Raw genomic sequence first — 12,970 nt, forward strand, 5'->3', positions numbered from 1 at the left:
TGATTTATTGGCGCTTACGCTGATCCAGCGCCGGTATAGCTCCACTCTGGCAAATTGTAATAAATCGAGCGCAATAAACTGGCTGCTTAAACGCAGTCATTTTGACAACAGGGTTGAAAACCACCGCTACGTGCCGCAGAAAACTGTTCCGAAGGCTCAGTCTCTATAATAGTGTTGCGCTTGGAGCGTAAGACTGCCCTTTAACCAAACTCTTAGCCTTGTAAACTTGCCAATACCTTGGCTTTAGAAGCGCTTTCACGCTCGGCGTAAAGGGACAACTCATCTGTTATCCGCACACCCAGAGAGTCTTCAAAGGCACCGCGATTGGCGCTACCTGCATAGGCCTCATTCTCCTTTCCCCCGAGGTTTGACTGAAAAATGCCCGCCGCGCTTACCGGCAGAAAGTCTTCATAAGTAATCGGCTGCGCTTCAACCAGTTCTTGGGCGATCAAGTCTTCCATCTCTTTGTCGGCGCTACCTTTAGCGGTTTGACCAATCTCGGTCAGATGATAGTGGAAATAGGCCAACCCCTCACGACGCATTGCCTCATCACTATCGGGAAACGCGGCAAATACGCTGTTCATGACCGTTTGGTGCGCATCGTTATCCAGCCCTGTTGCTTGTTTGCGGCCTTCATTAAGAAGCTGATCATAAAGCGCACGGCCTTTTGGAGTAAGCGCCATCCCGCGTTGTTCAATTTCACCAAAGCGAGCGGCGTGAGTACCCTGCGCATCACCGGCAAAGCGAATCGACTCCTCTAACGCCTTAAAGCTCGTTTGGCGCAACAGAATAGGGCATTCACGCCATGGTGATCCTTCAATCACTGCTTTGGGATTCATGCCCACGCCAGGCATGCGGCGCTGAACCTCATCGATATCTAACGTGCGCGGAGTGAGGTGATTGATGTGCGGCCCACGGAAGCAGACCACATCGGCAATCAAACGATGTTCGTTATGTAGCGCATGATATGTATCCAAATCTACAGTGGCTTCTTGGTGCCAACGGAATGTTTCCAGGGCTTCCTTTACAAATTGGTCCGTTTCCTCGCTGGACAGCCCGCCCTGCGACTCATGGCACTCGATCAGCTTTCGTACTTTGGGTGTAAAAATATCGCGCGTCGCTAAAATGGCTTCTGCACGCTGGCGAAGCGCCTCATTTTCAATTAACTCTAAACGTAGCAACGAGGTAAAAATACGGAACGGATTTTTTGATAGCGCATCATCTTTGATGGGTCTAAAAGCGGTTGAGTGAACCGGTACACCCGCTTCAGAAAGGTCGTAATAACCAACCGGATACATTCCCATAACGGCAAATAAGCGCCGTAGCATAAATAATTCGTCCGCAGTCCCCACACGAATTGCTCCGTGGCGCTCTACGCTAATGCGTGCCAGTTCGCCCAGCGCTTCCAAACGGCGGTGAAGCTCAGGTTGCTGGGTAAGCGTTTCCTGGTTTACGCATTCTACAAGCTCAAGCAGCGTGCCGTACTGAGGTACTTCTGTTTGATACATGGCCGACATAGCCTTGGAGAAACGGTCGCGAACATCATCGGTTGAAAGAAGTGTCTTTGCGGGCATTTCATGGCTCTCTATTGCATATTGTTGGGATGAAGGTGAGATGCCTGCGACAGCAGTAGCCCGCGGCTTCAAATGGGAATGGAAGTGGTGTCGCGATCTTGCCGGGGTTGAGTTGGTTATGGGGATCAAACGCAGCTTTAACACCTCGCTGACCGATGCGATCATACCTGCAGCGTACCCAGCGCTTGCTTTATCATGTCAAGTCCTTCAGCCATCACCTCTGGCTCCGTAGTCAAGGGTGGCAGCAAGCGTAAGACATTACGTTTTCGGCCACTTGCAATTAATAAAACGCCTGCATTGCGAGCTGCTACCAATAGATTGGCTAAGTGCTCTGCGCCTGTCGCGTTTTCGGTATCTTCAAAGACAATGCCGCGCATAGCGCCAATACCTGTCAGAGCTCCTATCATTGGAAAGTGCCCACATTCTTTCCACGCCTGGTACGAATGAACAATTGCCTCCTCTTGTTCAGTTGCCCATGCCGTTAGCGCATCTTCTTGCATTATATCCATCACTGCTAATGCCGCTGCACAGGCCACAGCATTACCTGAATAGGTACCTCCCAAGGCTCCTTTTGGCAAGGCATCCATAAACTCTTTACGGCCTACTAATGCAGCGAGCGGCAGGCCACAGGCAATACTTTTTCCTAGAAGCATCAGGTCGGGCTCAATACCGAGATGGCTGAAACCAAAACGCTTACCAGTTCGCCCAAAACCTGACTGAATTTCATCACAAATCAATAAAATTCCGTGCTTATTGCAAATTGCGCGCAGGGTTTTGGCAAATTCAGGGCAAAGCAAACGAAAGCCGCCTTCTCCCTGGATTGGCTCAAAGATGATACAAGCCACCTCACTTGGCGCAATTTCCACCTCAAATATACGGTCTAATGCAGCAAGCGACTGTTCTGCAGATATTCCACTATCTCGACTAGGAAACGGTATGTGATAAACCGGACCCGGCAAGGCTCCCAGTCCTGCTTTGTATGGCTTAACTTTGCCGTTTAAATTAAGTGCTGCCAATGTGCGCCCATGAAAAGCATCGTCAAACGCAATAACGGCTTGGCGGCCAGTGACTCCACGGGCGACCTTCAGTGCATTCTCTGTAGCTTCTGCACCACTATTCGTCAGCATGCATGAAAGAGGATAGGAAACAGGAACAAACTGGTTGAGTCGATCTACGACAGAGAGGTAGGTACGATGAGGCAGCGCATTAAAAGCCGAATGCATTAGGGTGTCGACCTGAGTCTTGACGGCCTCGACAATCGCTGGATGGCAGTGACCCAGATTGAGAACACCAATACCGCCAATAAAATCGATATAGCGCTGTCCCGCCTCATCCCATACTTCTGCATTACGTCCTTTAGCAATACAAACTGGATGTAGGATACCTAAGGCACTGCTGACGTGGGAAAACTCCATCGCTGTAAACGCTCCTGAAATTGCCAGATTTTCCGCTATCAGACAGGTTCCTACGGCAGATCACAAACGAAAAAAAATGCTAAATGCATGCCACGCAGGAATGTATAAAATAAAACATGTGGTGTAAAGTCGTAGCCCTGCATTTGCTGCCGCACCGCCTACTAAAGGAAAACCTTTCTTTGCGAGTAAGCGCCAATAAATCAGCACCTACATTCCGGCTCGCCGATTGCACACACTGACGTCCTCACCCATTCCATGAGGAATCAGCATGACCCCAACCGAACGAGCACAGGTCTGGCAGCAGCATATCACTGAGTGGGAAGTCTCCGGCGTGTCCGGCAGCGCTTACTGCAAGCAACAGTCACTGGTTTATCATCAATTCGTTTACTGGCGCCGGAAGCTGGTTTTGACTGAAGACTCCCTGGAGCAAGAGCAAGCGGCCACCGGGTTCGCTCGGGTCGTTTCTGCTCCTGGCGCTGGCATCGGCGGAGCCGATGGCCTGACCGTGTCACTTCCTGGTGGTGTCTCGATCACCGGTTTGCACGCCGGTAACATCGAGTTGCTCGGCGCTGTTTTGAGACAGCTGTGATGCGCCACCGATATTTACGCCCGTCTTTGTCGTTGCCAGAGATTTATCTGTACCGGGCACCCGTTGATTTCCGCAAGCAGGCCCAGGGTCTGGCGGTCTTGGTCGAACAGGAACTGGGTCATAATCCGTTTACCGGAGCGCTTTATGCCTTCACCAACCGGCATCGAAATAAGATCAAGTGCCTGATGTGGGAAGACAACGGTTTTGTGCTCTATTACAAATCGTTGGCGGAGGAGAAATTCAAATGGCCGAAGGCCTCGGATGAGCTGATGCCACTGACGGGCGAGCAAATCAACTGGTTGCTGGACGGCTACGACATTGCCTTGTTAAAAGGACACAAAACACTGAATTATGAGGCGGTTAATTAACTCTTTTTTGGTGCTTTAGGGCGTTGTTTTTGTTATAATTTAGCCATGAAATTAAAGCCTAAAGCACCTTCAAAAACACCCGATGTCAGCGGCCTTTCAGCCGCTGACTTACGGTCGGCTGTCGAAGGTCTTCAGCAGGAACTGGCCGCCAAGAGCGCTGAAATCCAACAGCGCGATCACTACATCCAAATTCTCGAAGAACTGCTGCGCTGGAAACGGATTCAGCAGTTCGGCGCCAGCAGTGAGAAGTCCGCACACCAGATTCATCTGTTTGACGAAGCCGAGCTGGAAGTTGAGATTGATGCCCTGCGCGATCAGTTACCAGACGATGTTGCAGAGGAAGAGGCACCGCCGGCCTCCCGTAAACGTCGGCAGCGTGGCTTCTCGGATACACTGCTGCGCGAGCGCATCGAACTGACCCTCAGCGACGAAGAAAAAGTGGGCGCCAGCAAGACCTTTTTTACCAAGGTCAAAGAAGAGCTGCAGTTCATCCCGGCCCAACTTAAAGTTCTGGAATACTGGCAGGAAAAAGCCGTGTTCGAGCAGGATGGTGAAGAGCGCATCCTGGCCGCCACCCGCCCGGTTCATCCGCTGGGCAAGTGCACGGCCACCACCTCGCTGCTGGCGTACATCATCACCTCAAAATACGCCGATGGCCTGCCTCTGTATCGTTTGGAACACATGCTCAAACGCCTGGGCCATGAGATCAGCCGCACCAGCATGGCACACTGGGTTATCCGCCTGGATGACGTGTTCAAACCGCTCATCAATCTGATGCGCGAAGTGCAAAACAGCAGTGACTACCTGCAAGCCGATGAATCCCGAATGTACGTTCTAAAAGAAGACGGTAAAACGGCGCAGTCTGATAAATGGATGTGGCTCACCCGCGGTGGCCCACCAGGGCAACCGTCGGTCCTGTTTGAATACGATCCATCACGGGCGGGCAAAGTGCCGGTGCGTCTGCTCGACGACTTTAAGGGCATCCTGCAAGCCGATGGCTACTCGGGTTATGGCAAGGTGTGTCGGAATAACGGCATCACCCGGATTGGTTGTTGGGATCATTATCCCAAGTCGATTTTTATCCGGAGTGTAGCCTGAGAATCCCAGTGTTCATGCGGCCGTGGGGCGGTCTTTTGACGGGATAAAATTACCAACTTCTACAGCGACGCCAAGAAGGCGAGCAAGTCAGCGCTTGGCTGCCACGGCTTTGCATTTGTCGGTTCGATACCGGCGCGTTTCCAAAAGGCTTCGAGTGCTTCTCGTTTCATCTGTAAGTTGGTGGTGAGATAGCGACTGGTGGTGGCGATACTGGCGTGACCGAGATAATCGCGGATGACGGTAACGTCGACACCAGACTGCAACAGTGCGACCGCGCAACTGTGGCGAAGCACATGCGGGGTGATTTTTCGGCGCTGTAAGGTAGGGGCTGTCGGGATCGCGGCTACTACATATTTTTGAAGCAGATAGGCCGCGCCGTCGCGCGTCAATGGCTGGCCCTGTCGATTCACAAAGACAAATGCCCCTGGCGCGCCATCGCGTACAGTAGGCAGGCGCAGAAGTGCCTGAGCAGTATCGCGCCACAGCGGGCAGAGCCGATCCTTTTTGCCCTTGCCGTGGAGGCGAACCTGCCGGGGTGGTGTCAGATGCACGTCTGCACAACAAACGGTCAGGCCTCGCTGATGCGTGCGCCCGTATTATAAAGAAACAGCAATAACCCATAATCCCGTTGGCCGAGCACGGTACGACAGTCAGGCTGGTCAAGGATGGCATGTACCTCCGCCGCTTCCAGATAGGTTGCCAGGTTTTGCTGGCACTTCTTCGCAGGCAAGGCCAAAATCCTCTGATACTGCTCGGCATGTGGAAGGTCAACGCGGATCAGATGCTTGCAGAAACTGCGAATCGCTGCGCGTCGGCAGTTACGCGTCGCAATCGAGTTGGCACGATCCGATTCCAACTGGGTCAAAAAGGCGGCCACCGCATCGACGTGCAGATCGTTCAGTCGCAGGTTGGCAACGGTGCTGTCCTTGGTGTCCGCGAGGTAAATGAAAAGCAGTCGTAGGGTATCTCGATACGCGCGCACGGTGTGCGCGCTGGCACCTCGCAATCGCTGTAAATAGTCGCGGAAGAAGCTCTCAACGCAAGCCAATAGCGGATCTTCGGGCGCTCTGCTCATGACGTTTTATCGACGTGGTGCCAGTGTCGGGCGAAACGTTCACTGGCCAAGCGCATCAGTTCCGGCGTAGCCCTCAGATACACTTGCGTGCCGAGCACGTCGACATGCCCCATATAGGCGGAGAGCCAAGGCAGCCGGGCATGGATATCAACGCCCTCGTGATACCAGGCGGTCAACCGGTGGACGGCGAAGGCATGTCGGAACTCATAGGGTCGCGGTCCTGTCCGACCTCTGGCAGGCTTGAGTCCTTCCCGACGAAGCAGCCGACGAATGGCCTCTGACGCGGCCTTCACCGGTAGCGCTTGGCCGCTATTGCGCAGCAAAAGTGCTCCGGGATCAGCGGTTGCTATTGCTTCCAGAATGCGCCGGCGTAGCCGCAGACAATCGTTTAACTCGTGGGCCAGATCATCAAGAAACGGTACAATCCGGGACCTTCCTTTGCTCTCCCGGACAAGAAAGCACCGCTGTTCCAGATCGATATCGGACAGCTGCAATCGGGCGGCCTCCCCAAGTCGCAGGCCGGTACAATAGAGTATCAGCAACAACATTCGCAGCATGCCGGCACAGAGATGTCGGGTATCATGAGCGCTGGCTGCGGTGATGAGATGGACGATCTGGTCCTGGGTGAAAATATACGGTAGAAAGGTCGACGCCTTTATGGGTGCCCAGTCCTGTTCGGGCACAAAGCTGGCCGGATCCCGACGGCGGCGATACAGGCAGAGTTGGCGGATGACACCAAACTCCAGCCCCACGCTGACCGGCTGCCGATGTGGGTTACGCGATAACCACTCATGCAATACAGCGTCGAAAGGCACCTTGGCATGTAAACCGGCCCGATGCTCGACAGCGCGCTGAAAGCTCTTCAGCGCAAGCTCACTGCGTTGGTATGAATGCCCCATCGCACGCTTGAAAGCGACAAAATGGACGATGTCTTCGGCGAGTTCGGCCGCGCAGATAAGCGTCATTTGGGAACCGGCAGAGGCAGTTGGCGTAAGTGCTTGGTGTCAATGCGCAGATAGGCGGAAAGCGACGCTGGTGATCGATGACCGAGAATGTCGCTTATTACCTTGGGTGAGGTCTCTAGCTCCATCTGCCGGCATGCATGTGTATGGCGCAGTACATGGCTACCCAAGTACGCGGCCGTAACGCCAGCAGTCCGGGCGTACCCAACGAGCATATGCCGTACCGCTGAAGACGCGCTCAAGGGGTAATGGGGTGCTCTCATTGACAGGAATAAATGTCGTGTTGGTGTCCGACGGGGCCGCCCACGCTTAAGGTAGCTGACCAATGCGCGGGCAAGTGCCGGCAACAGTGGCAGTGCGAAGGCAACACCGGTCTTTGGTCGTACGACATGCAAGGTGGCGGCTTGCCAACCGATATCGTCGAGCGTCAGACGGATCACCTCGCCAGCCCCCAAGCCGTAACAGCTCATCAACAAGAGTACCGTATAGTCGCGCAACCCGACGGGCGTCTTGCGATCAATGGCTGACAGGATGCGGAGGACATCCGCCCACGGTAGCGCCCGCAGTGGCTGCTCGTAGCGGCGTATAACAGGGGTTACGACGAATGACGCAAGATCATTGGGTAACTGTCCGGTGGTCAGCAGAAAGCGCAAATAGCGGCGCAGGCTACAGCCAATGTCAGCTGTGGTCGTGCGGGCATAGCGCTTACTGCACGCCATCAGAAATGCATCGATATCCGTTAGCAAAAGGTCTTGCAACGACCGATGCCGGGCACCCATAAAGGCCAAAAAATAACGTATATGGGCCAGTTTCTTCTTAATGGTCCCTTCCGGGTTACCGCGGTGTTGGCGTAAATGTTCGGCAAAAGCCTTTAGTTGGGGCTCGGGTTGAAAAGTACCGTTCATCCTGGCTTGCCACGGAGGGACCTCAACGCCTAAGGCGCTTAATCCAAATGCCCAGGCCCGCAAGGCAGACTGCGCTCTCTGGCTAGCACACTCCGTATCGACCCGCCGTTGTCGTGCGTACCACTGGGCAAAGACGGTTACGCCGACCTGCGTCAGTTGCTCATTGGGACTTAGGGCTTCAGCCATGCAGTAATGGTGAAAACGGCGTATCCAGTAGAGATACTGATCAATCGAAGCCCGCTTGAGGCTGCGGTTGTCTCGCCATACGCCCTGAACCTTGGCTAATTGGGTCTCGAAATCGGGTACCACTTGCTTGCTGTGCACCGTTCATCTCCGGCAGTTGCCTTAATGCTCCGGTGACAACATTAATACCAGTCCCTGGGCGGGTCTGCCCCAGAGTTGTGTTGGATGCGTTTTAAGTGCGGGCTTCGTGGGGCGAACCCTAAGGGCGCGGGTAACCTTGGCAGATAAACGGCGAGCGTGGTACGCAGCGCCATCAAAACACCGGTTCCCCGTAGTCTCCCTTGGAATGACGTGAGACTTGGCTGGCAGTCGCGAAACAATACCGGTGCGGCCTGCAAAGCACCGACCAATGCGCCTCGTACCAGATAAGTCCGGAGGCGGATCCATCGAGCGGCACTGGGTAAGGAGATATCATCGGGACGCAGCGTATTCGCCGCAGCTTCGACACTGCTGGCGTACTCGGCATGCAGAACAACCCGTTCCAATGCCACGAGCGTGCCGGGCAGACGAGAGGCCAGACAATCTGGCAAAAGGCTGAACGTGCGATGGCCCTTCGGGCAGTACCAGCGAGGTATCCGTGTACCAGTAGGCGTTACCCGGGAGTATGTGCCGTGTCGAGAAAAGGAACAGCCACCTTGCGGATGTAGCGGGCAACTTGGCAATCTCGCCATGCGCCACCCTTGAGTTGCCACATAGGCTTCGCCTGAAAGGGATGTCTCGAATCGGAGCTGCATCTGAGACCTGCACCATGGAATGTTGACAGGTATTTTATCCCGAGAAACAAAGCTGTACAGCGCCCATAAGCCCTGCGATCCCTCATTATACTCCACATAAAAATCGACTTGGGATAATGATCCTTATGCGGAGCTCCGCATAAGGATCACGCCCGACGTAAGTTCGTGGAAGCCACCAAAGCGGCCAAGCCTCAAGGTAAAGGCAAACCCACGAACGTGTCCAAAGCCGATGTGGCTCTGAGCCACATCAACAAGCTTTACGCCATCGAACGCAAGATCAAAGCGTTGAGTGTGGCCGAGCGTTACCGCATTCGTCAGGAACTGAGTGTACCCAGACTGAAAACACTGAAGACCTGGCTGGAGGCCAACGCTGGCAAAGTCGCAAAGGGCACCCTGACACGAACCGCGATGGATTATACGTTGAACCAGTGGCCCACCTTGGTGGGTTACTGCGAACGGGGCGACCTACAGATCAGCAACGTGCTGGCCGAAAACGCCATCCGTCCATTTGCAGTTGGCCGAAATTATCTGCACCCGATAATTATGCAAGGTTCGTCGGAACACAAGCGGTATTTTCAGGGGCGGAGCGCGAGCGGAGGTTTGCATAATTTCAGAGACTTTCCAGGAACTGGAGGAGTGCGTCCGTCGGGCGGTAGCGCTTGTGCTGGGTCGCAGGTGGGGTGATGGCGGCAAGGGCCCGCTCCTTCATGCCCATGTCCGCTTCGACATAGCCGTGAGTGGTGACGGGGCTTTCGTGACCGAGCCACAACGCGATCACGGTCAGATCGACGCCCGCCTGCAACAGGTGCATGGCCGTCGTATGGCGCCAGGTATGCGGCGAGATCCTGCGGCCTGCTAACTGTGGACACATCTTTGTCGCGGTGCTGACGGCCAGGTTCAGTCGTTCGGCCACATTGGTGCGCGTCATTGGCAATCCGCTGCGGTTTGGAATGAGGGGTTGCTCGACATGCAAGTCGGCGTATTTTAGCCACTGCCGGATTTCCTTCGCCGTTTCCTTCCATAGAGGCACGGTTCGTTGTTTGCGGCCCTTGCCATGTAGCGCACAGAGGCGGTTGCCGCCAACGTGATATCGGCCACCCGGATGCCGATCAGTTCGGAAACCCGAGCGCCGGTGTTGTAAAGCACCGTGAGCATGGCGGTGTCGCGGCGCCCGCACCAGGTCGTTATACCCGGGGCTGCAAGCAGCGCGCGAACCTCGTCGCGAGACAGGAACTCAAGCATGGGTCGTTCGAAGCGTTTCATAGGTATCGCGAGAATCTGTTGTGCAAGATGCAGAGCTGGCGGCGCTTGTGAGGCGACGTAGTGGGCAAAGGCACGAACCGCCGCCAATCTTGCATTGCGCGTGCGAATGGTGTTGTGCCGTTCGGTCTCGAGATGCGTGAGGAAATTCAGCACCAAGGCCGCATCGACATCGCACAGTGCCAGCATGGCAGGTGGCTTGCCCGTTGCGCGTCCCACATAGTTCAGCAAGAGCTTGAAGGTATCGCGATAGGCAGCGACTGTTCGGGGGCTGACGTTCTGTTGCTGGATCAAGCGCTCGGCGAAGAAGCGCTGGAGCAACGCGCCGAATTCGGTGGGAGCGGTGAGCAAGGGGTTCATGACGCCTCTCCTTGCGTATAGAGGTGAAAGCGTTCGGCGGCGATCGCCATCAGTTCGGGAATGCCGGTGACATACCAGTAGGTGTCGCTCACCTTGGCGTGCCCGACGTAGGTTGATAGCGCCAGAATGGCACGATCAATATCTACGCCCTCTTCATAGAGGCGCAGCATGCTTCTCACGATGAAGGTGTGCCGGATGTCATGCAGGCGGTGACGCTGATAGTCACCGCGCGTTTGCCAGTCCAGTTGCTGACACAGCCTCTGTAAGGCATACAGCATGCTGGGCTGATTTACGCCGCTGCCATCATCACGCAGGAAGAACTTGTCACAACAAGGCCGTGGCACGAGCCTATCTCGCTGTCGTGCATAGGCGCGCAACGAGTCGGTAACGCTCGGATGCAGCGGTACGAGACGCTGCTGATGGAACTTCGCTTCGCGGATATGCAAAACGCCACTGTCCATGTCGACGTCAGCCGCGGTTAGTGTCAGTGCTTCGGCGATGCGTAGCCCGGTCGCGGCGAGCAAGCCAAAAACACAGTGGCAAGTTGCTGGACGCAATCCCTCGGTGGGCGCCAAGCCATGCGTGGCTTCAAGCAGTGTGCACAGTTCGGCTTCTGTGTAGATGTGTGGGATGAGACGCCGGTGGGCCGAACCAAAGAGACTTCGCGGTGGAACCTCCGTCGCCGGATCCTCGCGCTGGCAAAAGCGGGCGAAACCGCGAAGAATCCCGATGCGGCGCGCCCAGGTAAACGACGCCTTAAGCTGCGAAGTCTGTGCCCATGCGACAGCGAGCGGCACCGTCAGATGCCCTTCAGGAGAGACCTCATCCGCGAAACGGGCAAATGACTGAAGCTGCGTTGCGTCGATGGTTAGCTCGAATCCGTTACGACGACGATACGCCAGGTACGCTTCGACCCGCGCCATCCAAGACAACCGGGCGCTCATGACGGGCTCCCGGGCCACGGCAGTGCCATCGCGCGCAATTGCTCCACGTCAACGCGGGCGTAGCTGTAGGCAGTGTCAAGACTCTTGTGACGCAATACGTCGGCGATCTCTTTGACTGAGACCCCAGCGCGCTGTAGCTGCGTTGCCATCGTTCGCCGCAGCACGTGTGTGTTGCAGAACTGATCGCGCAAACCGCAACGAACAAAGGCGCGGTTCATTGAATTGCGAATGGCCGGAACGCTCAGTGGCGTGTCGAGCGGTGCCCGGTGCCGGACGAATAGTCTGCGGCTCGTCGTCTGCGGGCGTCCCTGTCGCAGATACTGCGCTACCGCCTCTCCCGTGGACGCAGGCAGGGGAAGCTGTTGAATGCGTTTACTTTTGGTACCGCTGATGGTCAGTATTGCCCTGCGCCAGTCGATCGACTCCAGCGTGAGGTAGGTTACTTCGTGACCGCGTAAACCCAGATCAAGCAGGCAGCGCGCGATGGCATAGTCACGCAGGCCAACGGGGTCCGTGCGATCGAAGGCATCCAGAAAGGCCGTTAGTTCGGCGTCCGACAATACCTTGGGCAACGTGGCCCGGCGCCAGTCTGCGATTCGTGGAAGCGCTGCCGCTAGCCCGTCGGTCTCGTCACCGCGCACGGCACGGTAACGAAAGTAGCTACGCAGACTGTTGCACACGATACGCAGCGATGCCGGCCGTAGGCGCGACGTCAGCGTCGAAAAGTAAGCATCTATGTCGGTCGCCGACAGCGACAAGACGCTCACGGTATCAGTAACGCCTACGTCGTAGAGGAACGCCCCAACGTGTTGAGCTCGGCTGTCACGGGTGGCTGATGATAGCCCGCAAGTATCCGTTAAGTACTCGGCGAACCGAGTGAGCTCGATCGTCACTGGATCCTTCGCCATCGTTGGCGATGGCTGTGAACGCATCAGTATTTTGAGCAGATGCCGAAGCGCCGCTCCGGAGCAGCCTACAGAATCGTAGCAGGGTACGGGACAGGTGCACGCCGGGAGGTGTTCGCGCACGAACCGTTTAATAAGGGATGAATCGACGTGCGTCAACTCGAGCTCTTCAGCTTTAAGCCAGAAACCAAAATGGGCAAGGCAGCCCAAATAGATTCTGATGGTGCGATCAGCGTAGCGCTGGCCTCGCAGCGCCTTAATGTAGGATGAAACGACGCTCTCGAGCGGACTATCAATCAGCCAGTTGTAGCGAACAAGGTTTGTGAGGGTTTTATCGGCGGGCATGGTGTGTGCTCCTGCGGTTAGGGACGAGCCCACAGGAAACACTGTTTTTATGCAAAGCTCGATAGCTACAACACAGCTAAAAGCTTCGTCGCCACTGGCCTTTGCCGGAATAGCCCAACAAACCTTGCATAATTATAGGGTGAGGATAACTACCGTTATGCGAAGCTTTGCATAACCGAAAAGCATGGCTTTT

12 protein-coding genes and 2 pseudogenes are annotated in these 12,970 nt (G+C 55.4%); 4 read left to right on the plus strand and 10 right to left on the minus strand.

Annotated features, from left to right (window positions below):
* Positions 1 to 212: 212 nt before the first annotated feature.
* Positions 213 to 1,574 carry a VOC family protein gene (locus MELB17_RS16335; RefSeq protein ID WP_007351415.1) on the minus strand — a complete coding sequence of 454 codons (1,362 nt, stop codon included), beginning with the start codon at positions 1,572 to 1,574 and terminating at the stop codon, positions 213 to 215.
* A gap of 161 nt (positions 1,575 to 1,735) precedes the next feature.
* A complete protein-coding gene (locus MELB17_RS16340) occupies positions 1,736 to 2,989 on the minus strand; it encodes an aspartate aminotransferase family protein (RefSeq protein WP_007351416.1) in 1,254 nt (417 codons plus the stop codon).
* 268 nt (positions 2,990 to 3,257) lie between these two features.
* Between MELB17_RS16340 and tnpA the strand changes: the two genes are divergently transcribed.
* The 3 genes and pseudogenes from tnpA to tnpC form a co-directional block, all read left to right on the plus strand.
* Positions 3,258 to 3,578 (plus strand): IS66 family insertion sequence element accessory protein TnpA, encoded by a 321-nt coding sequence (tnpA, locus tag MELB17_RS16345; protein ID WP_007351417.1) that lies wholly within the window; start codon positions 3,258 to 3,260, stop codon positions 3,576 to 3,578.
* Positions 3,578 to 3,946, plus strand: coding sequence for an IS66 family insertion sequence element accessory protein TnpB (gene tnpB / locus MELB17_RS16350; protein WP_007351418.1), 369 nt, complete (start codon positions 3,578 to 3,580; stop codon positions 3,944 to 3,946). The genes tnpA and tnpB overlap by 1 nt, the downstream gene beginning before the upstream one ends.
* Before the next feature lie 45 nt (positions 3,947 to 3,991).
* A pseudogene (gene tnpC / locus MELB17_RS16355) lies at positions 3,992 to 5,008 on the plus strand (IS66 family transposase); the annotation flags it as partial.
* Between the two features lie 95 nt (positions 5,009 to 5,103).
* Here tnpC and MELB17_RS25740 read toward each other — a convergent pair.
* Genes MELB17_RS25740 through MELB17_RS16370 form a run of 4 tightly spaced genes read right to left on the minus strand, consistent with a single transcriptional unit; the run spans position 5,104 to position 8,310 of the window.
* Positions 5,104 to 5,595, minus strand: a complete 492-nt coding sequence (locus MELB17_RS25740) for a tyrosine-type recombinase/integrase (RefSeq protein ID WP_007351420.1) — start codon at positions 5,593 to 5,595, stop codon at positions 5,104 to 5,106.
* 17 nt (positions 5,596 to 5,612) lie between these two features.
* Positions 5,613 to 6,119, minus strand: a complete 507-nt coding sequence (locus MELB17_RS25745; protein WP_007351421.1) for a tyrosine-type recombinase/integrase — start codon at positions 6,117 to 6,119, stop codon at positions 5,613 to 5,615.
* A complete protein-coding gene (locus MELB17_RS16365) occupies positions 6,116 to 7,084 on the minus strand; it encodes a tyrosine-type recombinase/integrase (RefSeq protein WP_007351422.1) in 969 nt (322 codons plus the stop codon). The genes MELB17_RS25745 and MELB17_RS16365 overlap by 4 nt, the downstream gene beginning before the upstream one ends.
* On the minus strand, positions 7,081 to 8,310 hold the full coding sequence (locus tag MELB17_RS16370; RefSeq protein ID WP_007351423.1) for a tyrosine-type recombinase/integrase: 1,230 nt from the start codon (positions 8,308 to 8,310) through the stop codon (positions 7,081 to 7,083). Before MELB17_RS16370 ends, MELB17_RS16365 begins: the two co-directional genes overlap by 4 nt.
* Positions 8,311 to 9,107: 797 nt before the next feature.
* Between MELB17_RS16370 and MELB17_RS16375 the strand changes: the two are divergent.
* A pseudogene (locus tag MELB17_RS16375) lies at positions 9,108 to 9,485 on the plus strand (IS66 family transposase); the annotation flags it as partial.
* An 88-nt stretch (positions 9,486 to 9,573) separates the two neighbouring features.
* On the opposite strand, the gene MELB17_RS26190 reads toward MELB17_RS16375, so the two are convergent.
* From MELB17_RS26190 to MELB17_RS16390, 4 genes are read right to left on the minus strand one after another with little or no spacing between them, the layout of a single operon-like run.
* Positions 9,574 to 9,993 carry a tyrosine-type recombinase/integrase gene (locus MELB17_RS26190; protein ID WP_264673241.1) on the minus strand — a complete coding sequence of 140 codons (420 nt, stop codon included), beginning with the start codon at positions 9,991 to 9,993 and terminating at the stop codon, positions 9,574 to 9,576.
* A complete protein-coding gene (locus MELB17_RS26195; RefSeq protein WP_007351426.1) occupies positions 9,948 to 10,583 on the minus strand; it encodes a tyrosine-type recombinase/integrase in 636 nt (211 codons plus the stop codon). Before MELB17_RS26195 ends, MELB17_RS26190 begins: the two co-directional genes overlap by 46 nt.
* On the minus strand, positions 10,580 to 11,545 hold the full coding sequence (locus MELB17_RS16385) for a tyrosine-type recombinase/integrase (RefSeq protein ID WP_227498758.1): 966 nt from the start codon (positions 11,543 to 11,545) through the stop codon (positions 10,580 to 10,582). The genes MELB17_RS26195 and MELB17_RS16385 overlap by 4 nt, the downstream gene beginning before the upstream one ends.
* Positions 11,524 to 12,777, minus strand: a complete 1,254-nt coding sequence (locus MELB17_RS16390; RefSeq protein WP_007348454.1) for a site-specific integrase — start codon at positions 12,775 to 12,777, stop codon at positions 11,524 to 11,526. The genes MELB17_RS16385 and MELB17_RS16390 overlap by 22 nt, the downstream gene beginning before the upstream one ends.
* Positions 12,778 to 12,970: the final 193 nt, after the last annotated feature.

The sequence above is a fragment of the Marinobacter sp. ELB17 genome, assembly GCF_000169375.1.
Classification (GTDB): domain Bacteria; phylum Pseudomonadota; class Gammaproteobacteria; order Pseudomonadales; family Oleiphilaceae; genus Marinobacter.